This is a genomic window from Streptomyces sp. NPDC021224, from assembly GCF_044332905.1.
Classification (GTDB): Bacteria; Actinomycetota; Actinomycetes; order Streptomycetales; family Streptomycetaceae; genus Actinacidiphila.
This window is the reverse complement of the sequence record NZ_JBIRPW010000008.1, coordinates 340,119-358,853: the sequence shown is the minus strand read 5'-3', so window position 1 is coordinate 358,853 and position 18,735 is coordinate 340,119. Positions and strand designations below refer to the sequence as shown.

The window sequence follows — 18,735 nt, the reverse complement described above, 5'->3', positions numbered from 1 at the left end:
GAGGTCAGGATCCGGCGGGGCGTCCGCGCCGCCAGGCGAGCCGCAGCAGCACCACACCGACCACGACGACGGCCGCGGCGCCGACGAGCATCCACACCTCACCCACTGCCAGCCCGAAGACGGTGACCGTGCCGAGCCCCACCCCGGTCTTCGCCAACTGTCCTTCCGACATGGGGGTGCCCTTTCGTTGCGGATCTCGCGGCCACGAGCGGCCGCGCCTCGACGTCGCGTCCAGGCGGGCGGGGGCCTGACGCCCCTGCCGGTGAAGGGTCACTTCCCACGGGGGGACCCGTGGGCGCCGGGCGCGGCCCGAATTCGTTCGGCTGGCGCATCGCCCGTGAGACCGTCCTTCGGGCGTCCATGACCGGGCGTCCATGACCGGGCGTCCGTGACCGGGCGTCCTCGACCGGGCGGCGGCGACCGGGCCGCGACCGCCCCGCGGCCCGCAGATTCCGCCCCGCCGGGCCGTGATCACCGGCGTCCGCCCGCCCGCCCCGGCTCGTCCAACGGGCAACAAACTCACCCCTTCCGCGGATCGGGCTGTTTACATGCCCCTGATCTGCTGTTAGCTTCACGCAGTGGGAGCGCTCCCATGGGTGCTCCACATCACAGTTCTCCCCCCACTCCGCCCCTGAGGACCCGGCTGCGGTGGACCACGGCCTCGGGGACGTCGCCGGAAAGGTCACCACTGTGAACAAGAAGAGGCAGCTCTCTTTACTCGCCGTCCTGGCGACGCTGCTCTCGGCCCTCGGCATCGTCTTCCTGGCGCAGGGCCAGGCCCAGGCGCACGGCGTCGCGATGATGCCCGGTTCGAGAACGTACCTGTGCTACCAGGACGCGAAGACGGCTTCGGGCGCGCTCCAGCCGACCAACCCGGCCTGTGCCGCGGCGGTCGCGCAGAGCGGCACGACACCGCTCTACAACTGGTTCGCCGTCCTGGACTCCAACGCGGGCGGCAAGAACGTGGGCTACGTGCCGGACGGCACGATCTGCAGCGCGGGCAACAAGTCGCCGTACGACTTCTCCGCCTACAGCGCCGCCCGTGACGACTGGCCCAAGACGCACCTGACGTCCGGGTCGACGATCCAGCTCCAGTACAGCAACTGGGCGCAGCACCCGGGCACCTTCCACGTCTACCTCACCAAGCAGGGCTGGTCCCCGACCACCCCGCTGGCGTGGGCGGACATGACCGAGATCAGCACCAGCACCAACCCGCCCGCCGTCGGCTCGCCCGGCACGGACGGGGGCCACTACTACTGGGACCAGGCGCTGCCCGCGGGTCGCTCCGGCAACGCCATGCTGTTCATCCAGTGGGTCCGCTCGGACAGCAACGAGAACTTCTTCTCCTGCTCCGACATCGTCTTCGACGGTGGCAACGGTGAGGTGACGGGCATCCACAACGGCAGTGGCACCACCGGTGGTACGACGGGCGGCAGCACGACCCCGCCCACCACGCCGCCGACCACCCCGCCGACGACGCCTCCCACCACCCCGCCGACCACGCCGCCGACCTCGATGCCGCCGGTGGACGGCAACTGCATGGCGATGTACTCGGTGACGAACTCCTGGAGCGGCGGTTTCCAGGGCTCGGTCGAGGTCATGAACCACGGCACCTCACCCTCCAGTCACTGGACGGTGAACTGGACAACGGGTGACGGCACCACGATCAGCCAGTTGTGGAACGGCACCGTGACCACCAGCGGCACGAAGGTGACGGTCAAGGACGCCGGTTACAACGGCTCGATTCCGGCCGACGGCAATACGACGTTCGGCTTCACGGCGACGTCCTCGCAGGGCATCAACACCCCGAACGGCTCCATCACCTGCTCCTTCTCCTGATCGGCGCACCCACGGCGGCCCCCGGGACCCACGTCCCGGGGGCCGCCCCCTTCTCCCGTCCCCAGGCGGACCCGGGGGACGAAGGCGGCAGATCTTCACATACGGAATCCGGCGGGTGCTCAACGCTCCGCCGGATTCCTGCATCTGCCATACGTGCACCTTTCACCGACCGCCCTCGCCCGTGTCCGCCCGCCCGTCTGGCTGATCCCCGCGGCGGTGACGCTCGCCCTCGGGACGTGGGGGCTCTCCCGGCAGCACAGCATGTGGCGGGACGAGGCGGCGACGTGGCAGGCGGCCCAGCGCTCACCCGCCGACCTGTGCCGGATGCTGCGCTCCATCGACGTCGTGCACGGCCTCTACTACCTGCTGATGCACGAGCTGTTCGCATGCTTCGGGGCGAACATCGTGACCCTGCGGCTGCCCTCGGTACTGGCCATGGCGGTCGCGGCCGGATGCGTGGCCGTCCTCGGGCGGCGGCTGGCGGGCCCGCGGGCCGGCCTCGCGGCCGGGACGGTGTTCGGGCTGCTCCCGACCGTGCAGTTCTACCTCCAGGAGGGCCGCCCCTACGCGCTGGTCACCGCCGGGGCGGCGGCCGCGACGCTGCTGCTGGTGACGCTCCTCCAGGGGCGCGGCGGCCCGGCCCGCTGGGTGGCGTACGCGGCGACGGTCGCGCTCTGCGGTTTGCTGAACTGGCTCTCCCTGCTGATGCTGGCCGCCCACGCGGCGACCCTGCTGTGGACGCGGGCTGGACGCGGCCCCGCGACACGCTGGGCGGCAGCCTCCGCGGCCGCCACCGCCGCCGTGCTGCCGCTCATCCTCTACAGCCGCACCCAGCAGCACCAGGTCGCCTGGATAGCCCCGCTGACCTGGTCGAAGCTGGTCGCCCCGGCGGTGCTGCTGACGCTCGGCGCCCTCGCGGCGGCCGTGGTCCGCCCGCGCACCGGGCGGCGGCTGTCGGCGGTGACGGTCGGTCTCCCGCTGCTGGCGGCCCCGCAGCTCGCCCTCCTGACGGTCTCCCTGGTCCACCCCCTCTACCTCGACCGCTATGTCGTCTTCAGCCTGCTGGGCCTGGCCCTGCTGATCGGCGCGGGCCTGGACACGGCGGCCCTCGCGACCGCGCGCGGCTGGCTGGTCCCGGCGGCCGTCACCGCCCTGGCGCTGGCCCTCCTCCCGCAGTGCGTGGCCGAGCGCTCCCCGTCCAGCCGGGTGGACGACGTCCTCGCGGTCGCGGCCCACGTGCAGCGCCTGAAGTCCCCCGACTCCGCGGTCCTCTTCGTCCCGTCCTGGCGCCGCGACACCGCCTACGTCTCCCCGGACGCCTTCGCAGGTCTGCACGACATCGCCCTGTCCGAGGGCCCCCTGGAGTCCGCGACCCTGGAGGGCGTGGAGGCGCCCTCGGCCCGCATCCGCACCGCGATGCTCGGCCAGCACCGCATTCTCCTGGTGACGGACGCCGACTTCACCGCGGAGGCGAACGCGACGGCCCGCGACCGTACGAAGATGTCCGTCCTCCACTCCCACTTCACGAAGGTGGCGGACGTCAGCGCCCGCGGCCGCCGCGTGCTGGTCTTCGAGCGCACCACGAAAAGGCCCCCGGACCCCGCCCACCAGGCGGTTTCCAGGGACCTTCCCCTTGCCCTTACTCGGACGTCCGACCTCAGCGGTCGAACTCCCCGCCCCGCGCCCCGGCGAGGAACGCACCCCACGCCTCGGCACTGAACCGCAGACTCGGCCCGGCCTGGTCCTTGCTGTCCCGAACAGCCCGGCCCCCGCCCGCCGTGGCGGCGACCTCTACACAGTTTCCTTCTTGCCCGGAGTAGGAGGACTTGCGGTAACGGCCTTCAACGTCGTCCACTGCGCGCCTTTCTCGCCATCCCGCAGCGCGCTCCGGAGGAATTGCGCGCTGTCGTCGGGTGATAGTGCAGCCGATCGTAGTTGGTCGAAAACGTTGGTGTAGGCGGCAAGATCGGCAGGCGCTTCCAGCACGGAGGTACCGCGGACGTTCTCCATGGTCACGGCTTCGACGATGGGCTCGTCATCGAAACTAAAACTGGAGAAGGCGGAGGTCGTCCCGGCGAGGATGCCCGCCGCGAAGGGCAGCACCTGCAAGGTGACGTTCTGCCGCTCCAGCACGGCGAGGATGTGCGCCAGTTGCCGGACGTGGATTTCCGGCGTGACCAGTGGGTGCACGAAGACCGGCTCCCAGACGATGGCGGTGTAGTTCGCGGCGCCGGGCGCGATCTTGGCCTGCCGCGTCTCACGCACCGCACCCAACTGCCCCACCCGCTCCGGGGTGACGAAGTTCGGACCCGCGGTGATGACGGCTTCGGCGTAGGCGGGAGTCTGCAGCAGACCCGGGACGAGGACCGGCTGCCACTCGCGGATGTACGTCGCGTCGTCCTCCAGCGAGATGTAGTCCAGGTAGTCCGGACGCAGATGCGCTGCGTGCTCAAGCCACCAGCCCCGCCGGTACGAGGCCCGGGACATGTCCTCCAGCTTCTTGCGGATGTCCAGGTCGGTGACGCCGAAGGCGTCGAGCATCGCGCGGATCTCGATCGGCCGGGCGGTGACGTGCCCGGTCTCTATCCGGCTGACCCGCGTCTGCGATGCGGCGATGACCTCGGCGACCTGAAGCTGTTCGAGCTTGGCAGCGAGACGGTACTCCCTGAGCGCCGCGCCGAGCCGCCTGCTGCGCACGGTGGGACGTCCTCCAGCGGGCATGCCCCCTCCTTTCTCCGGTTACGCCACGTGAGTGTACGTCAGATGTCACCGTACGGCACTCACTAGAACGTATGAGTGACCGCATATATGCGATGTGGTGGATTCGGAGAGATGGGTTGCGCCAGTCTCGAAAGGCGGCCTACGCTCATGACAGTCAGTCAGCGAATGTGTCGTTCCTGACGATCCTTCAGTCATTCCCTCAACTCCCGTGCCGTGTCGGCACCGCCGTCCCAGTCGGCAGGGCACGGGTGCAGAGGACTCCCGGCCCGATCGCGCCGCCCCGAGGCGCCCGTGCCGGTCGAGCCCTCCGTCAGGGGTCCCCGCGGGGCGACCGCCGGGGCCCCTGACGTCCGCTCGTCACCCCAGCCGAGGAAGGGCACGCACATGCACGAGCAGTCCGAAGGCGACCCGAAGGCCGACGACGTCCCGCCGAGCGTGACGACGTTCTGGCCCCGGACCCCGCGCAGCGTCGGCCGCGCGCGGCGGGAACTCACGGGTGTGCTGGACGAATGGGGTCTGTCGGAGCTGACCGAGACGGCCGGCCTGGTGCTCTCGGAACTGCTCACGAACGCCGTCGTCCACACCCGCATCGCCGGTCGCGGCGTCCAGACCCGCTACGCCCGCACCGCCGACGGCGTCCGCATCGAGGTCCACGACGCCGACGCGGACCGCCGCCCGGAACCTCGCGCGGCCACCACCGACGACGAACGCGGCCGCGGCCTCGCCCTCGTCGCCGCCCTCACCGGCCCCGACGGCTGGGGCGTCACCGACCGCAACGGCGTCGGCAAGCTCGTGTGGGCGACGGTCGCCTTGTGACCATCCGCCGCTTGCCGCTCGCCGCCTGAACTCCCGCTGGGAGCCCAGCGGGTTTGCACCATCGGCTTCTACGAGAGGATCACCGACATGAGCACCACCAGCACGGAGCAGGCCGAACTCGGCCGGTTCCTGACGATCGCGGGCCGCAGGTTCGCGGCCGGTCAACCCGCCCCGGAGATGTTCTCCCCGGCGGTCGACGCCGCTTGGCACGAGCTTCTGGATTCGCCCGGTTACCCGGCATTCTGCGCGGAGCACGCCGGACGCAGTATCGGGCACGCACCTGGCTCGGGTGCTGGTCCCGTCTCCTGGGTTCGTGACTACGAGGCCCTGTTCGGCGTACTCCCCGAGCTCTGGTTCACCGACCGAGAAGGCCGCGTGGACCGCGAAGGCGTGGCCCGTTACCGGGAGACCGGGGTGGTGGTCGCCGAGTGGGACTGCTCGCCGGTTCCCGGGGACGGCGGTGACGACGCGGTACCGGTGCCGCAGCGGGAACCGGCCGCATCGTGACCCCGTCCAGGCCTGTCGGCGGAGCGACCCGGCCCAGTGCTGGGGCGCTCCGCCTCCTCGCTCCCCGCACCAGCACCCCTGCGCCGTACCTCGCCACGTATCTGCGTGACGTGACCGCCCACTGCCCCTACCTGGGACCGTCCCTCGAACGGGGCCACACCAGTTGGACCCTGTACGAGGCCGTCTGCGGTGTCGAGGACGTCGAGGCCGAGATCTTTTACGCTGCGGTCCAGGCCGCCGAGCGAGTGCGGTCGTCAATGCCCCGAAGGCGCGGCGCCTTCGTGTGCGAGAACGGTGCGGTCCTGCACGCGGGAGGGGAGGCGCTGCAGTGGCCGCACTGGGCCCTGAAACACCTCTACGCTCCTGTGGGGCTCATGGTCGGCAAGTTCGCTGCAGGTGAGGAGCGTGCCAACCGCAGCGGACGCTCCGTTCCGCCTCCGCCGTTGTCGTTTCTGCCGGTGCGGGTTGCCGTCAGGTCACGTGACGGGCGGTTTCTGCGTGCCACGCCGGAGTTGGCGGCTGCCGTGGAGGCGGCCGTCGACGACGGGCATGACGTTCTCGGCGAGATCGGGCACGACTGGAAGGACGTCAAGGCATGGGCGCAACAGCTCCTCCCGAGGCGGTAGCCGCTCTGGAGCCGCGGGTGGGACCGGGGGCCGAGTGCGTTCTGCTCAGCGACCGGCGGGGTTCGCGCGCGTGGAAGGTCACCGGCGAGTGGGCCACCGTCGTACTGAAGGCCAACAGCCCCGAGGCCGGGCAGGAGCGGGACAAGGCCGCGGAGATCGACCAGGAGGACCGGCACCTCCGGGCCCTCACCGCTGCCGAGGCGATCGATCCCGGCTACCGGGTGGACGCCGGTGGGTGGGACGGCGGCCACTGGCTGGCGGTCGACTGGCTCGCCGGTGAGCCGCTGTGGCACGCGTTCGCGCAGGCGCGCGGCCCGGAGGGCGACCGGCCCGCGGCGCGTCGGTGGCTGCTGACCGTTACCCGGACCTGGGCGGCGCGGCTAGCACGCATGCACGCTGCCGGCTGGACGCACGCCGACGTGCAGCCCACGAACACCGTCGTCACCCCGGAGGGCCGCGCCGCCTTTTTCGACTTCGCCCTCTCCTGCGGGCCGGACACGGCGGACCGGCTTCCGTACCGGGGCGCGCTCACCCACACGACGGCCCCGGAGATTGCCGACGCGCTGCTCACCACGTCCGCCGACACGCACGTCCAGGTCCGGCCCCCGGCGGACGTCTGGGGCCTGGGCGCGTCCCTCTTCTGGTGCTGGACCGGGTGCCGCCCCGTCCCGTACGCCGACGAGGCTTCGCGGCCGGACAAGCTGTGCGCCATTGCCGCCGGAGAACGCGCCGACCTCGCGGCCGTCCGGCCGTGGCCCTTCCCGGCCTTCGAGGAGGTCATCGCGGCGTGCCTGACACCGTCCGCCGCCGAAAGGCCCGGAGCGGCCGAGGTGGCCCGGGCCCTGGACGCCGTCCGATGATCACCCTTCGCGAGTTGGTCGACGCCGACGCCCCTGCGGTCCTGCGGATCTACAGCGGCGCGTCGCTCACCTACACCCGGGGACGTCCTCTGACCGAGCAGGAGTCCGCCGCCTATGTCGCCGACGCCGCCGCTCAGGCCCGCACGGTTCCCCGCGAACGCTGGCGCTTCGGCATCGAGGCGGCCCGTGGCGACCTGGTCGGGCTGATCGGTCTGCGGGAGCGTGACACCGGGCACGCCACCGTGAGCTACATCCTGCGCGAGGACGTCTGGGGCTGCGGATACGGGACCGAAGCCGTCCGGCGGCTCGTCGCGTACGCCTTCGCACACACCCCTCTGGTCCGGCTGTCCGCGCGGCACCACCCCGACAACCCCGCCTCCGGCCGGGTGCTGCTCAAGGCGGGCTTCGTCCGCAGTCCCGCGGACGGGGGGCCGGACGGGTGGCTCGGCTACGGGATCCGCCGGGACAGCCGCGGCCTCACCCCGTGAAGAACCTCTTCGCTCGCAGGGCCGCGGCCTCGTCCGTGGTGACCTGGCCGGGGCGGGTGGCGCTGGCCAGGAGGGTGCCGTGGAAGGGCATGCGCATGTAGGCGGCGGTCTTCTGCAGGGTGCCGACCAGCGGGTCGGCGTCGGAGTGGTCGGTGCCGGCGAGGGCGGTGATGCCCCAGAGGTGGCGGCCGGCCATGCGGGAGCGGAAGTCGAGGCCGGGGACGCGGAGCCAGCCGGACCAGTGGTCCAGGTACTGCTTCGTCGGCGTCGAGAGGGAGTACCAGTACAGGGGGGAGGCGATGACCAGGTCCGTCGCGTCGAGGGTCGCGTCCAGCAGGGTGCGGGCGTTGCCGGTGGGCTCGGGGTAGGAGCCGTCGCCGGAGTGGCGGACGTCGGTGAACGACGGGAGCGGCAGCTCCGCCAGCCGTACCCAGTGCTGCTCGACGTCGGAGGGCAGCGCGGCCGCCGCCTGCTGCGCGAGTGCTTCGGTGTTGCCGCCCGCGCGGGTGCTGCCGAGGAGGAAGAGGAAGCGTCGGCCCGTAGAGTCATGCATATGCATATATTGCGTCCGCGCATTACTGGCGTCAATCGGACCGCTCGGGATACGCGTCACATCCCTCGGCGGCGGATACCCGTGCGGCCCGGGGTCAGGACCGAGCCGCACGGGTGGTCGGGGGAGCCGCTGGGCGGGCTCAGGAGCGGGAGGGCTCCAGCTCCTGAGCGGTGTGGTCCGGCTGTCCGGTGCGCAGCACCCCCGCTGTTGCCGCCGTCACCGCGCACAGCAGCGTGAGCAGCAGGAACGTGTGGTTCAGCGCGGTCAGGTGGGTCAGCCAGCCGATGACGGCGGGGCCCGCGAGCATGCCGAGGTAGCCCAGGCCCGCGACGCGCGAGACGTTGGCGCCCGCCGCGGCGGGGTCGGCGTGCCCGGCGGCGCTGAAGAGCTGCGGGACGCACCCCGACAGGCCCAGGCCGAACAGCGCCCAGCCCACGAAGGCCGCCCACGTCCACGGGGTGAGGGCGACGACGGTGATCCCGACCGCGGCCAGCACGGAGCCGTACCGCAGGATCGCCAGGGAGCCGAAGCGGGCGGAGACGCGGTCGGCGAGCAGCCGGCCCACCGTCATCGCCGCGGCGAAGGTGCCGTAGCCGAAGGCCGCGGTGCTGGTCGGGGCGCCGAGGACGTCCTTGAGGTGCAGCGCGCTCCAGTCGTTCGCGGCGCCCTCGCACAGCATCGTCATGAAGGCGAGCCCGGCGAGAATGCGGATGTACCGCGAGCCGCCCTTCCGCTTCGCCTGCGGCGCCGCGGCCTCCTCCGCCGCGACGGCCCCCGAAGGCAGCAGCAGGGGCGCCGCGGCCAGTGCGATCAGCACGCCCACCGCGCCCGACACCGAGAGCACCCAGGCCGTACCCAGGCCCGCGGCCGACGCGCCCGCGGCGACGAGCGAGGCCAGCACGCCGCCCACCGAGAAGGTCGCGTGGAAGGCCGACATGACCGGCCGCGCGTACGCCTTCTCCACGTGCACCGCGTGCGCGTTCATGCTCACGTCCAGGCATCCGTTGCAGAAGCCGAAGACCAGCAGCGCCCCGGCGAGCGTCCACGGGCTGTGCGACAGTCCCGGCAGGGCGAGCGCCGCGCCGCACAGCACGCCCGAGGCGGGGACGACGACGCGCGTGCCGAGCCGGTCGGCGAGCGGCCCGGCCACCCGCATGCCGAGGAACGCGCCGAGGCCCAGCAGCACCAGCAGCCCGCCGAGGGTGGCGTGGCTGATGCCCACGCGGTCCTCGACGGCGGGGATGTGCACGACCCAGATGCCCATGAGGGTGCCGTCGAGCACGAAGTAGACGAAGGTCGCCACGCGGGCGGCCCGGAGAGCGCGGTCCATGCCCGCCACCATAACGAACATCCCACATGTGCGAAACAGTCGCTATCGAACACCTTGCCTGTTCACTCGCCGCTGGTGTTCAATCACCGTATGAGCAACACCGACCGTCACGGGCTGATCGCCCAGGCCGTACGGGACGCGGGCAGCGCCACGGTGCAGGCGCTCGCCGCCCTGACCGGCGCCTCGGAGATGACCATCCGGCGCGACCTCGACGCGCTCGCCGCGCAGGGTGTCCTCGAACGCGTCCGCGGCGGCGCCCGCACCCTGCTGCTCAGGGGCGACGAACCGCCCTTCGCGCTGCGCGCGCACGAGGCGGTGGAGTCCAAGCAGCGGATCGCCGCCGCCGTGGACGCGCTGATCGCGGACGGCGAGAGCGTCCTGCTCGACAGCGGCACCACCTGCCTGGAGGTCGCCCGGCTGCTGCGCGGACGGCCCGTCACCGTGATGCCGCTGTCCCTCCAGGCCGTCCACCTGCTCAGCGACGCGCCCGGCCCCACCACGCTGATGGTGCCCGGCGGCAAGCCGCGCGCCGCCGAGGGCGCCCTCACCGGCCCGCTCACCCTCGCCTCGCTCGCCGCCCTGCGCTTCGACACCGCCGTCCTGGGCTGCTGCGGCCTCAGCGCCGCCGAGGGCCTGACCGCCTACGACCTGGACGAGGCCGCGGTGAAGAAGGCGGCCATCACCTCCAGCCGCCGCGTCGTCCTCGCCACGGACGGCAGCAAGTTCGGCCGCACCGCCTACGCGTACGTCGGCCCGACGAGCCTCCTGCACACCCTCGTCACCGACGGCACCGCCCCGGACGACGAACTGGCCGCCCTCGAAGCCGCGGGCACCGCCGTCCGCACGGTGTGACGGCTCACACAGACACTGCTCACACGGATACGGCTCACGCGCTGACGGCTCACACAGACACTGCTCACACAGACACGGCTCACGCGGGCAGCAGCTCCGCCAGACGCGCGCCCAGCACCGGGGCCAGCGCCGACGCGAAGCCCTCCGCGATGTGACTGTCGTCCCGGTAGACCAGCGTGTTCCCGGCCAGCACCGGGCAGGTCCCGTCCGGCGCGCACAGCCACGGCGCCGGGGCGATCACCGTCGCCCCGGTGGCACGGGCGGCCGCCGCCGGCTCGCGGTGCCGCGCCGGGTCGTGCACCGCGTCGGGCAGGTGTCGCAGCTCGCGTACGGCCCGCCGCCGTTGACGATGGAGACCGCGGGGACCTTGCAGGAGGCCTTCGTGAGGGAGATCAGCTTCCAGTGCCGCTCGCCCGCGAGCCGTTCCAGCGCCGGGAACCACTGCGCCGCGTGGGAGTCGCCGAAGAGGACGACCTCGGTGTCGGAGCGCGGGTCGCCGTAGACGCAGTCCGGCGCCTTCGTGCTCGCGTAGCCCACGTGGCAGCCGTCCCGGTACACGGCGGACCGTACCTTCTTGATGTCGCCCAGCGCGGGCGCGAGGTTGCTCGGCAGCTTCCCGGGGGAGGCGGCCTACCTCGTGGGAAAGTGGCGGCGCCCCTGCCGGAAAACGGAAGGAACAGCGGGGGCGCGACGGTCGCCGTCGCGGACCGCATCGGGCTGCCCGGCGTCAGGGAGTCGGACAGCCGGCGGCCGCCCGTCTGCGTCTGCCGTGACGCGGCCGACGTGCTGATCCCCGACGCCGTCTCCCGGGAGGCCGGCGGCCGGCCGGGCGCGCACGCCCGACAGCCGTAGAGGTCCCACCCGGCGTAGGAGGCGCTGGTGCAGCCGCCCTCGTCGGTGCCGTCGAAGGGGTGGTCGCCGCGCGAGTCGTAGCTGTCGAGCGGGGTGAGGGCCGGGATTCCGGCCCTCCGGTCACGCCGTTCCGGCGGTCTCCCCGGGGAGGTCCGCCGGTGAGATCTGCGCCGCCGCGGCCTTGGCCTGCGCCAGCTGCGTGCGCGAACGGCGGGCGGTGCGCAGCGCGTCGGCGGTCAGCAGTACGAGCGCGGCCCACACCAGCAGGAAGCCCATCCACTGCTCGGTGGACATTGTCTCGTGGAAGTGCAGGATGCCGATGAGGAACTGGAAGACCGGCGCCAGGTACTGGAGCAGCCCCAGGGTGGACAGCGGCAGCCGGTTCGCCGACATGCCGAAGCACACCAGCGGCACCGCCGTGACGAGCCCGGCGAGCGCCAGCAGGCTCGCGTGGCCGGCGCCGTGCGAGGCGAAGGTCGCGTCGCCGCGTCCGCCGAGCACCAGCAGGAAGACCAGCGCGGGCAGGAACTGCACGGACGTCTCGGCGGCCAGCGACTCCAGACCGCCCATCGCGATCTTCTTCTTGACCAGCCCGTAGCTGCCGAAGCTGAAGGCGAGCACGAGCGCGATCCACGGCGGCCGCCCGTAGCCGACCGCGAGCACCCCCACCGCGAGGCAGCCGATGCCGACCGCCGCCCACTGCACCGCCCGCAGCCGCTCGTGCAGCACCAGCACCGCGAGGGCGATCGTGACCAGCGGGTTGATGAAGTAGCCGAGCGAGGTCTCCACGACATGCCCGGCGTTGACGGCCCAGATGTACGTGCCCCAGTTGACCGACACCGTCGCCGCGGCGACCGCGACCAGCGTGAGCCGCCGCGGCTGCCGTATCAGCTCACCGATCCACGCCCAGCGGCGCAGCACCAGCAGCAGCACCGCGACGACCACCAGCGACCACACCATCCGGTGGGCCAGGATCTCCCCGGCCCCGGCCGGTTCCAGCAGCGGCCAGTACAGCGGGAAGAGCCCCCACATGCCGTACGCCGCGAAGCCGTAGACCAGCCCTGCGCGCTTGTCGCCCATCGCCCCGACCCGTCCTCCCCGCACCCTGGGTGCGCGCCGTGCCGCCGTCGTACGTGCTCCCCGGCGAACGGATGCGGTACGGGCCCCTCTTCAGGTGCGGCCCTTACCACGGTAGCGGTCGGCGGCATGCTCACGCCAGGGGCTATTCGCGGGTTGGTCCTGACACCCCGGAGTCGCTCAGGCGAGCGCCCCGAGCCCGCGCAGCTCCGTCGCGACGGTCTCCCGCAGCGTCGTCGTCGGACGGCCCAGCAGCCGCGCCATGTCGCCGCTCGTCCCCGCGAGCCGCCCGCGCGCGATGGCGTCGTCGACGTCCACCAGCACCTCCGCGAACTCCGTCGGCACCCCGACACCCGTCAGGATCTCCAGCCGCTGCTCACCGCTGATGTCCTGGTACGCCACCGGCCGCCCCGACAGCTCCGCCACCACGGCCGCGTACTCCGGGAAGCTCCACGCGGTGTCGCCGCTCAGCTCGTACGCCCGGTTCTCGTGCCCGTCGGTCGCCAGCACGACGGCGGCCGCCGCCGCGTAGTCCGCGCGCGCCGCCGACGCGACCCGGCCCTCACCGGCGTTGCCGATCACCACGCCGTGCTCCAGCACCGCGGGCAGGTTCGCGGTGTAGACCTCGGTGTACCAGCCGTTGCGCAGCAGCACGTACGGCACACCCGACGCCGTGACCAGCTCCTCCGTCTCCCGGTGCTCGTCGGCGAGCGTGAAGTCCGCCGCCGGTCCGCCCAGCACGCTGGTGTACGCCAGCAGGGCCGCGCCGGCCTTCGCCGCCGCGTCGATCACCGCGGTGTGCTGCGGCATCCGGCGGCCGACCTCGTTCCCCGAGATCAGCAGTACGCGGTCGCCCGGGGCGAACGCTTCCGTGAGGGAGTCGGGGGCGTCGTAGTCGGCGACCCGCACCTCGACGCCCTGGGCGGCGAGGTCCGCCGCCTTGGCGCTGTCGCGGACGACCGCGGCGACGGCGTCCGGGGCCACGCCCCGGGCCAGCAGGTCCGCGATGACGAGGCGGCCGAGGTGGCCGGTGGCTCCGGTGACGGCGATACTCACGTTTTCCCTCCGGGGGGTACGCACGAGGTGGCTCGCCCTCACCGTATCCGGGCCCGCCGCCCGCAGCCCGCCCACGGGGGGCGGCCCCCTTCGCCCGCCGGGCAACCATCAGGGGCGCGTGGAGGTACCCCCACGCGCCCCTCAAAACGGGTGCCCCCCAGTGCTGGGGGCGTCCCTGAAAACGGGTGCCCCATGCGCTGGGGAGCGCGACGCCCTGCGTCAGGACACCGTCCAGGTGTCGGAGCCGGCGAGGAGGGTCGCGAGATCACCCTCACCCGTCGCTGCGACGGCCGAGTCGAGCTGCTCGGCCATCTGCGTGTCGTAAACGGGCCGAGCCACATCGCGGAAGATGCCGATCGGCGTCGGCTGGTCCAGGCGCGACAGCGCGAACGCGGTGGACGGGCCCGCCGCGTGCGTGTCGTGGACGAGGGCCTGGCCCGCGGGGTCGGCCAGCTCGGTGAAGGCCAGCTCACCCGTCGCGGGGTCGCGGACGACCCCGTGCCCGTCGCCCAGCGTGATGGGCTGACCGTGCTCCAGCCGGATCACCGCGTCGGCGGAGTCCTTGATCGCGTCGAACGCCCCGTCGTTGAAGATGGGGCAGTTCTGGTAGATCTCCACGAGCGCCGTGCCGTGGTGCTGGGCGGCCGCCCGCAGCACGGACTGGAGGTGCTTGCGGTCGGAGTCGATGGTGCGCGCCACGAACGTGGCCTCCGCGCCGATCGCGAGGGAGACCGGGTTGAAGGGCGCGTCCAGCGAGCCCATCGGCGTGGACTTGGTGATCTTGCCGGTCTCGGAGGTCGGGCTGTACTGGCCCTTCGTCAGACCGTAGATCCGGTTGTTGAACAGCAGGATCTTCAGGTTGACGTTGCGGCGCAGCGCGTGGATGAGGTGGTTGCCGCCGATGGAGAGGGCGTCGCCGTCGCCGGTGACGACCCAGACCGACAGGTCGCGGCGGGAGGTCGCCAGGCCCGTGGCGATGGCCGGGGCACGTCCGTGGATGGAGTGCATGCCGTAGGTGTTCATGTAGTACGGGAAGCGCGAGGAGCAGCCGATCCCGGAGATGAACACCACGTTCTCGCGGGCGAGTTCGAGTTCGGGCATGAAGGACTGGACGGCGGCCAGCACGGCGTAGTCGCCGCAGCCGGGGCACCAGCGCACTTCCTGGTCGGACTTGAAGTCCTTCATCGTCTGCTTCGCGGTGGCCTTGGGGACCAGCGTCAGCGCCTCAGACATCCGTGTTCTCCTCTGCCTTCGCGATGATCGCCTGCGCGAGCTGTTCGGCCTTGAAGGGCAGGCCGGTCACCTGGGTCAGGGACCGTGCGTCCACCAGGTACTTCGCCCGCAGCAGGTGGGCGAGCTGGCCGAGGTTCATCTCGGGCACGACGACCTTGTCGTAGCGGGCCAGCAGGGTGCCGAGGTTGGCGGGGAAGGGGTTCAGGTGGCGCAGGTGGGCCTGGGCCACCGACAGTCCCGCGGTGCGGATCCGGCGGACGGCGGCGGTGATCGGGCCGTAGGTGGAGCCCCAGCCGATGACCAGGGTGCGGGCGCTGCCCGACGGGTCGTCGACCTCGATGTCCGGCACCTCGATGCCGTCGATCTTGGCCTGCCGGGTGCGGACCATCAGCTCGTGGTTGGCGGGGTCGTACGAGATGTTGCCGGAGCCGTTCTGCTTCTCGATGCCGCCGATGCGGTGCTCCAGGCCCGCGGTGCCGGGGACGGCCCAGGGGCGGGCGAGCGTCTCCTCGTCGCGGACGTACGGCCAGAAGACGCGCGAGCCGTCGGCGGTCGTGTGGTTCGGCTCGGTCGCGAACTCCACGCGCAGGTCGGGCAGTTCGTCGACGGACGGGATGCGCCAGGGCTCGGAGCCGTTGGCCAGGTAGCCGTCGGAGAGCAGGAAGACCGGGGTGCGGTAGGTGAGCGCGATCCGCGCGGCCTCCAGGGCGGCGGTGAAGCAGTCGGCCGCGGTGGCGGGGGCGACGACCGGGACGGGCGCCTCGCCGTTGCGGCCGTACATCGCCTGGAGCAGGTCGGCCTGCTCGGTCTTGGTGGGCAGGCCGGTGGAGGGGCCGCCGCGCTGGATGTCGACGACCAGCAGCGGCAGTTCGAGGGAGACGGCCAGGCCGATCGTCTCGGACTTCAGCGCCACGCCGGGCCCGGAGGTGGTGGTGACGGCGAGCGAGCCGCCGAAGGCCGCGCCCAGGGCCGCGCCGATGGCCGCGATCTCGTCCTCGGCCTGGAAGGTGCGCACACCGAAGTTCTTGTGCCGCGACAGCTCGTGCAGGATGTCGGAGGCCGGGGTGATCGGGTACGAGCCGAGGTAGAGCGGCAGTCCGGAGCGCTGGGAGGCGGCGACGAGGCCGTAGGCGAGCGCGAGGTTGCCGGAGATGTTGCGGTAGGTGCCCTGCGGGAAGGCCGCCGAGGCGGGCGCGACCTCGTAGGAGACCGCGAAGTCCTCGGTGGTCTCGCCGAAGTTCCAGCCGGCGCGGAAGGCGGTGATGTTCGCCTGCGCGATGTCCGGCTTCTTGGCGAACTTCTTGAGCAGGAAGGCCTCGGTGTTCTCCGTCGGCCGGTGGTACATCCACGACAGCAGGCCGAGGGCGAACATGTTCTTCGCCCGTTCGGCGTCCTTGCGCGCCAGGCCGCTGTCCTTGAGCGCCTCCAGCGTCAGCGACGTCAGCGGCACCCGGTGCACCGCGTACGCGGCGAGGGTGTCGTCGTCCAGCGGGCTGGCGCTCCAGCCCACCTTCGCGAGCGCGCGCTTGGTGAACTCGTCGGTGTCCACGATGATCTCCGCGCCGCGCGGCAGATCGCCCAGGTTCGCCTTCAGTGCCGCCGGGTTCATCGCCACCAGCACGTCCGGCGCGTCGCCGGGAGTGAGGATGTCGTGGTCGGCGAAGTGCAGCTGGAAGGACGAGACGCCGGGCAGGGTGCCTGCGGGGGCCCGGATCTCGGCGGGGAAGTTCGGCAGTGTGGACAGGTCGTTGCCGAACGACGCCGTCTCCGACGTGAAACGGTCACCCGTCAACTGCATGCCGTCGCCCGAGTCCCCGGCGAAGCGGATGATCACGCGGTCGAGCCGCTTGGTCTCCTTGGCCGGGCTGCGCTGTTCGCCGAGTACGTCGACCACCGCGGGCGACTCGTCCGCGGTGGCCGCGGCAATGGGGCTGCTGACCTGGCTGGTCACGGGTTGGGCCCTCCTTCAGGCTGCGGCTCACCGTCATCGTACGGGCGTTAGGGTGCCCTTCCCGGGACGTCCCGCTATCTGGAAGGGCCATGTATCGCCGATTCTTCCGCATCGTGAGACGGTGTCTCGCGATACGGTACGTGCGGGTGGCGGGAGGCCGCGTACCTCAGGAGTTGAGATACGTGAGTACAGCAAGCACCCGACGGTGATCCCCGTCACTAGGGGCCAGCCCCAGTTTCAGGAAGATGTTGCTGACGTGCTTCTCCACCGCTCCATCGCTTACCACGAGCTGCTTGGCGATGGCTGAATTGGTACGTCCCTCGGCCATGAGGCCCAGCACCTCGCGTTCTCGCGGAGTGAGACGGACCAGGACGTCCTGCTTACGGCTGCGGCCGAGCAGCTGGGCCACCACCTCGGGGTCCAGTGCCGTACCCCCCTCGGCCACTCTGACCACGGCATCCACGAATTCGCGGACGTCGGCGACGCGGTCCTTCAGGAGGTAGCCGACGCCCCGGCTGCTGCCCGCGATCAGCTCCGTCGCATACTGCTCTTCCACATACTGAGACAGAACCAGCACCCCGACCTGCGGGTGGTCCCGGCGCAGCTGCACGGCCGCCCGGACACCTTCGTCCGTGTGGGTCGGCGGCATCCGCACGTCGGCGACCACCACGTCCGGTGCCGCGCCCGTCGCCGCCAGCTCGTCGACCGCCTTGATCAGGCCCACCGCGTCGCCGACCCCGGCCACCACGTCGTGGCCCCGGTCGGTTAGCAGCCGCGTCAGGCCCTCCCGCAGCAGAACCGAATCCTCGGCGATGACCACTCGCACCCTGTCCTCCACCCTTGCGTTCCCCCGTGTCCGTCTGACCCGCCCAGCATCCCAGCATCCGCGCCCGGATGGGGAATACGGTTTCTCCAGGGCAAGGTTGCGCCCCCGAATGCCGGGTGGCCGCCGCGACCGACGTCGCCGGCGGCCGGGGAGAGGAGTGCGTGTGCACGCGGTGGGATTCGACGTCAACGGCGGCCCCGAGGTCCTGCGGCCGAGAGAGCTGCCGACCCCGGTACCGGGGCCCGGCCAGGTGCTGATCGAGGTCGCCTGGGCGGGCGTCAACTACGGCGAGCTGCAGCACACCCTCGGCGACTTCGGGCCGCCCCAGGGGCCCCGCGGCGTCGACGTGCCCGGCCTGGAGGTCTCCGGCGAGGTCGCCGCGCTCGGCTCGGGCGTCAGCGGGCTCGCGGTCGGCGACCCGGTCGCCGCGTACCTACCGGAAGGCGGCGGCTACGCGGAGTTCGCGGTCGCGCCCGCGGAGTTCGTCTTCCCGCTCGACGGCATCCCGCTGCGCGAGGGCGGCGGCGCGGCCCTCGTCCTGACCACCGCGTACGGCGTGCTCACCGGCGCGGCCCGGCTGCGCGCCGGGGAGAGCGTCCTCATCCACGCCGCCGCGGGCGGGGTCGGCTCGGCCGCCGCGCAGATCTCCCGGGCACTGGGCGCCGCCGCCGTGCACGGCACCGTCGGCTCGCCGGAGAAGGCGGAGTACGCCAAGCGCTTCGGCTACGACGCGATCCACCTGCGCTCCGAGTTCGCCGACCGGCTGCGCGACCTCGACGTCGTCCTCGACCCCGTCGGCGGCCCGACCCGGCTGCGCAGCCTCGCCCTGCTCGCCCCCTTCGGCCGCCTGACCGTCTACGGGGAGGCCGCTCGCGAACCCGACCTGACGCTGCCGGTGCTGCCGTTCTGGAAGAGCAACCGCTCGCTGACCGGCTACAACATCGGCGACCTCGCCCGCCGCGCCCCGCGCACCGTCCGCGGCCACGCGCTGTCCGCGTTCGCGCTGCTCGCGGCCGGCACGATCCGGCTCGACATCTCCGCCGAGCTGCCGCTGGACCGCGCCGCCGAGGCGCACGAGGCGATGCGCGCGGGCCGCAACGTCGGCAAGACCCTGCTCGCGGTGAACCCGCGGCTGGGCTGACCCCGGC

The 18,735-nt window shown here is 72.2% G+C and carries 21 protein-coding genes; 9 read left to right on the top strand and 12 right to left on the bottom strand.

Going from position 1 to position 18,735, the window contains the following annotated elements; genetic code table 11:
• Nucleotides 1-4: 4 nt before the first annotated feature.
• Nucleotides 5-172 (bottom strand): hypothetical protein, encoded by a 168-nt coding sequence (locus ACH4PY_RS22690; RefSeq protein WP_398185653.1) that lies wholly within the window; start codon nt 170-172, stop codon nt 5-7.
• A gap of 518 nt (nt 173-690) precedes the next feature.
• Here ACH4PY_RS22690 and ACH4PY_RS22685 point away from each other — a divergent pair.
• Both ACH4PY_RS22685 and ACH4PY_RS22680 read left to right on the top strand, forming a co-directional pair.
• Nucleotides 691-1,839 carry a lytic polysaccharide monooxygenase gene (locus ACH4PY_RS22685; protein ID WP_398185649.1) on the top strand — a complete coding sequence of 383 codons (1,149 nt, stop codon included), beginning with the start codon at nt 691-693 and terminating at the stop codon, nt 1,837-1,839.
• Nucleotides 1,840-2,100: 261 nt separating this feature from the next.
• Nucleotides 2,101-3,558, top strand: a complete 1,458-nt coding sequence (locus tag ACH4PY_RS22680) for a glycosyltransferase family 39 protein (RefSeq protein WP_398185866.1) — start codon at nt 2,101-2,103, stop codon at nt 3,556-3,558.
• Here the strand turns inward: ACH4PY_RS22680 and ACH4PY_RS22675 are convergent.
• Both ACH4PY_RS22675 and ACH4PY_RS22670 read right to left on the bottom strand, forming a co-directional pair.
• Nucleotides 3,497-3,694, bottom strand: coding sequence for a DUF397 domain-containing protein (locus tag ACH4PY_RS22675; protein ID WP_398185646.1), 198 nt, complete (start codon nt 3,692-3,694; stop codon nt 3,497-3,499). The two genes, ACH4PY_RS22680 and ACH4PY_RS22675, sit on opposite strands and share 62 nt — an antisense overlap.
• The gene (locus ACH4PY_RS22670) at nt 3,631-4,560 is read right to left on the bottom strand and encodes a helix-turn-helix domain-containing protein (protein WP_398185643.1); all 930 of its coding nucleotides are present in this window, start codon (nt 4,558-4,560) and stop codon (nt 3,631-3,633) included. Before ACH4PY_RS22670 ends, ACH4PY_RS22675 begins: the two co-directional genes overlap by 64 nt.
• 384 nt (nt 4,561-4,944) lie before the next feature.
• Here ACH4PY_RS22670 and ACH4PY_RS22665 point away from each other — a divergent pair, with 384 nt between their 5' ends.
• The 5 genes from ACH4PY_RS22665 to ACH4PY_RS22645 all read left to right on the top strand — a co-directional run bounded on the left by ACH4PY_RS22665 (nt 4,945) and on the right by ACH4PY_RS22645 (nt 7,857).
• A complete protein-coding gene (locus tag ACH4PY_RS22665) occupies nt 4,945-5,376 on the top strand; it encodes an ATP-binding protein (protein WP_398185640.1) in 432 nt (143 codons plus the stop codon).
• Nucleotides 5,377-5,463: 87 nt separating this feature from the next.
• Nucleotides 5,464-5,883 carry a hypothetical protein gene (locus ACH4PY_RS22660; RefSeq protein ID WP_398185637.1) on the top strand — a complete coding sequence of 140 codons (420 nt, stop codon included), beginning with the start codon at nt 5,464-5,466 and terminating at the stop codon, nt 5,881-5,883.
• A 110-nt stretch (nt 5,884-5,993) separates the two neighbouring features.
• Nucleotides 5,994-6,509, top strand: coding sequence for a hypothetical protein (locus tag ACH4PY_RS22655; protein ID WP_398185634.1), 516 nt, complete (start codon nt 5,994-5,996; stop codon nt 6,507-6,509).
• Nucleotides 6,479-7,369, top strand: a complete 891-nt coding sequence (locus ACH4PY_RS22650) for a hypothetical protein (RefSeq protein ID WP_398185631.1) — start codon at nt 6,479-6,481, stop codon at nt 7,367-7,369. The genes ACH4PY_RS22655 and ACH4PY_RS22650 overlap by 31 nt, the downstream gene beginning before the upstream one ends.
• Nucleotides 7,366-7,857 carry a GNAT family N-acetyltransferase gene (locus tag ACH4PY_RS22645; RefSeq protein WP_398185628.1) on the top strand — a complete coding sequence of 164 codons (492 nt, stop codon included), beginning with the start codon at nt 7,366-7,368 and terminating at the stop codon, nt 7,855-7,857. The genes ACH4PY_RS22650 and ACH4PY_RS22645 overlap by 4 nt, the downstream gene beginning before the upstream one ends.
• Here ACH4PY_RS22645 and ACH4PY_RS22640 read toward each other — a convergent pair.
• Nucleotides 7,847-8,410, bottom strand: coding sequence for a flavodoxin family protein (locus tag ACH4PY_RS22640; protein ID WP_398185625.1), 564 nt, complete (start codon nt 8,408-8,410; stop codon nt 7,847-7,849). The genes ACH4PY_RS22645 and ACH4PY_RS22640 overlap by 11 nt on opposite strands.
• Nucleotides 8,411-8,549: 139 nt before the next feature.
• Nucleotides 8,550-9,740 carry an MFS transporter gene (locus tag ACH4PY_RS22635; RefSeq protein WP_398185622.1) on the bottom strand — a complete coding sequence of 397 codons (1,191 nt, stop codon included), beginning with the start codon at nt 9,738-9,740 and terminating at the stop codon, nt 8,550-8,552.
• Between the two features lie 90 nt (nt 9,741-9,830).
• Between ACH4PY_RS22635 and ACH4PY_RS22630 the strand changes: the two genes are divergently transcribed.
• Nucleotides 9,831-10,592 (top strand): DeoR/GlpR family DNA-binding transcription regulator, encoded by a 762-nt coding sequence (locus tag ACH4PY_RS22630; RefSeq protein WP_398185620.1) that lies wholly within the window; start codon nt 9,831-9,833, stop codon nt 10,590-10,592.
• A gap of 79 nt (nt 10,593-10,671) precedes the next feature.
• Here ACH4PY_RS22630 and ACH4PY_RS22625 read toward each other — a convergent pair whose 3' ends face one another.
• The 7 genes from ACH4PY_RS22625 to ACH4PY_RS22595 form a co-directional block, all read right to left on the bottom strand.
• A complete protein-coding gene (locus ACH4PY_RS22625; RefSeq protein WP_398185617.1) occupies nt 10,672-10,893 on the bottom strand; it encodes an SGNH hydrolase domain-containing protein in 222 nt (73 codons plus the stop codon).
• Nucleotides 10,830-11,150 carry an SGNH hydrolase domain-containing protein gene (locus ACH4PY_RS22620; RefSeq protein ID WP_398185614.1) on the bottom strand — a complete coding sequence of 107 codons (321 nt, stop codon included), beginning with the start codon at nt 11,148-11,150 and terminating at the stop codon, nt 10,830-10,832. The genes ACH4PY_RS22625 and ACH4PY_RS22620 overlap by 64 nt, the downstream gene beginning before the upstream one ends.
• Nucleotides 11,151-11,564: 414 nt before the next feature.
• Entirely contained in the window at nt 11,565-12,524 is a 960-nt protein-coding gene (gene rarD / locus ACH4PY_RS22615; protein WP_398185611.1) for an EamA family transporter RarD, read from the bottom strand.
• Between the two features lie 177 nt (nt 12,525-12,701).
• A complete protein-coding gene (locus tag ACH4PY_RS22610) occupies nt 12,702-13,577 on the bottom strand; it encodes an SDR family oxidoreductase (protein ID WP_398185608.1) in 876 nt (291 codons plus the stop codon).
• Nucleotides 13,578-13,796: 219 nt separating this feature from the next.
• On the bottom strand, nt 13,797-14,810 hold the full coding sequence (locus ACH4PY_RS22605; RefSeq protein ID WP_398185605.1) for a 2-oxoacid:ferredoxin oxidoreductase subunit beta: 1,014 nt from the start codon (nt 14,808-14,810) through the stop codon (nt 13,797-13,799).
• Complete coding sequence (locus tag ACH4PY_RS22600) at nt 14,803-16,761, bottom strand: 2-oxoacid:acceptor oxidoreductase subunit alpha (RefSeq protein WP_398185603.1); 1,959 nt, start codon at nt 16,759-16,761, stop codon at nt 14,803-14,805. The genes ACH4PY_RS22605 and ACH4PY_RS22600 overlap by 8 nt, the downstream gene beginning before the upstream one ends.
• A gap of 166 nt (nt 16,762-16,927) precedes the next feature.
• Nucleotides 16,928-17,587, bottom strand: a complete 660-nt coding sequence (locus ACH4PY_RS22595) for a LuxR C-terminal-related transcriptional regulator (RefSeq protein ID WP_398185600.1) — start codon at nt 17,585-17,587, stop codon at nt 16,928-16,930.
• Between the two features lie 163 nt (nt 17,588-17,750).
• Between ACH4PY_RS22595 and ACH4PY_RS22590 the strand changes: the two genes are divergently transcribed.
• Nucleotides 17,751-18,728, top strand: a complete 978-nt coding sequence (locus ACH4PY_RS22590) for a zinc-binding alcohol dehydrogenase family protein (protein ID WP_398185597.1) — start codon at nt 17,751-17,753, stop codon at nt 18,726-18,728.
• Nucleotides 18,729-18,735: the final 7 nt, after the last annotated feature.

Coding starts and splice junctions, on each gene's coding strand:
- ACH4PY_RS22690 (WP_398185653.1), bottom strand. CDS start 172: ATGTCGGAAGGACAGTTGGCGAAGACCGGGGTGGGGCTCGGCACGGTC.
- ACH4PY_RS22680 (WP_398185866.1), top strand. CDS start 2,101: ATGTGGCGGGACGAGGCGGCGACGTGGCAGGCGGCCCAGCGCTCACCC.
- ACH4PY_RS22670 (WP_398185643.1), bottom strand. CDS start 4,560: ATGCCCGCTGGAGGACGTCCCACCGTGCGCAGCAGGCGGCTCGGCGCG.
- ACH4PY_RS22665 (WP_398185640.1), top strand. CDS start 4,945: ATGCACGAGCAGTCCGAAGGCGACCCGAAGGCCGACGACGTCCCGCCG.
- ACH4PY_RS22660 (WP_398185637.1), top strand. CDS start 5,464: ATGAGCACCACCAGCACGGAGCAGGCCGAACTCGGCCGGTTCCTGACG.
- ACH4PY_RS22650 (WP_398185631.1), top strand. CDS start 6,479: ATGGGCGCAACAGCTCCTCCCGAGGCGGTAGCCGCTCTGGAGCCGCGG.
- ACH4PY_RS22645 (WP_398185628.1), top strand. CDS start 7,366: ATGATCACCCTTCGCGAGTTGGTCGACGCCGACGCCCCTGCGGTCCTG.
- ACH4PY_RS22640 (WP_398185625.1), bottom strand. CDS start 8,410: ATGCATGACTCTACGGGCCGACGCTTCCTCTTCCTCCTCGGCAGCACC.
- ACH4PY_RS22635 (WP_398185622.1), bottom strand. CDS start 9,740: ATGGACCGCGCTCTCCGGGCCGCCCGCGTGGCGACCTTCGTCTACTTC.
- ACH4PY_RS22630 (WP_398185620.1), top strand. CDS start 9,831: ATGAGCAACACCGACCGTCACGGGCTGATCGCCCAGGCCGTACGGGAC.
- rarD (WP_398185611.1), bottom strand. CDS start 12,524: ATGGGCGACAAGCGCGCAGGGCTGGTCTACGGCTTCGCGGCGTACGGC.
- ACH4PY_RS22605 (WP_398185605.1), bottom strand. CDS start 14,810: ATGTCTGAGGCGCTGACGCTGGTCCCCAAGGCCACCGCGAAGCAGACG.